This window comes from Neisseria sp. P0009.S007, from assembly GCF_051962515.1.
Genome location: NZ_JBQCVF010000399.1, coordinates 1 through 1,250, shown reverse-complemented (window position 1 = coordinate 1,250; position 1,250 = coordinate 1). Strand labels below are relative to the sequence as shown.

The 1,250-nt window shown below is 45.6% G+C and carries 1 protein-coding gene; it reads left to right on the top strand.

What is annotated here, in order from left to right; translation table 11 throughout:
* Positions 1-1,250 (top strand): tetratricopeptide repeat protein (locus ACTHS3_RS13600; RefSeq protein WP_440368204.1); only part of this gene is annotated, 1,250 nt, incomplete at both ends.

Genomic DNA, 1,250 nt, shown 5'->3' with positions numbered 1-1,250 from the left:
CTGAATTATAAAGACTTTCCAGAAGCGGCGATTGCGGATGCAATTTTTAGTGCAAAAGACGGTCAAAAGAAATACGCCATTGCGGCATTACAGCGCTTGGCCAAGTTGGATAACGAAATTCTGCCGCCTACTTTTGTTACCCTGCGGCTGATGGCGCAACGGCATCCTGATATTCTGGACGGCTTCTTCAAAGAGACAGACACCAAAACCTTATCTCCGATTTGGCAGGAGTTGGACATCGCCAATTTGATCGCTCATGGTCAAAATGATAAGGCTTTTAAGCGTTTACAGACTTTGTTGGAAGAAAATCCCAACCCTGATTTGTATATTCAGGCCGCCTTATTGTCAGCCAGCAAGACGGAAAATATTTCTGTGGTAAACAGCTATCTGGAAAAGGCTTATAAAGCCGGTACGGAAGAGCAGCGCAGCCGTGCGGCGTTGATTGGTGCAGTTTCTTATAATGATGCTGAAGAATTTGCGAAAGCCAAACAATGGCTGGCCAAGGTCACGGCTACGGCTTATACGTTTGATAAAACCATTTTGGCCGCCTCCATCGAAGCCAAACAGGGCAACCATAAAGAGGCTTGGGCTTTGGTGCAACGCGCACAAAAAATGCCCGAGCAAAGAGGACGTTATTTTGAAGCCAGTGATTTGTTGAATACGGCTTTGTTCGTATTGTCTAAAAATACCAATCTTCAAGAATCGTTGAATGCTTTAAATAGCTTGGTAAGTTCTACCGAAAAATCCTTGAAAACCCAAGCTTCTCCTGAGCTGCTTGCCAATGTACTGTATCAACGTTCGATGGTTTATGAGAAGCTGAATCAGCCAGGCAAGGCGATTGCCGATTTACGCCGTGTGGTAGAGCTGTATCCAGATAATCCGCACGGTTGGAATGCTTTGGGCTATACCTTGTTGTCCAGCGGCAAGGATTTGGACGAGGCATTCAAAATGGTTCAGACGGCCTATCAAATGGAGCCGGAAAGCGCAGCCATTAATGATAGTGTAGGCTGGGCTTATTATCTTAAAGGCGATGCACAAACAGCTTTGCCGTATATCCAATATGCCTATGAAAAAGAACCTGAAGCCGAAGTTGCCGCGCATTTGGGCGAAGTCCTATGGACACTTGGCGACCAAAACAAGGCCAAAGAAATCTGGAATGACGGTTTGAAACGCGGAAGCAATCTCCGAGTATTAAAAGAGACAATGTCCAAATTCGGTATAACGCCCAGCAAACCGCATACTCAAAAACA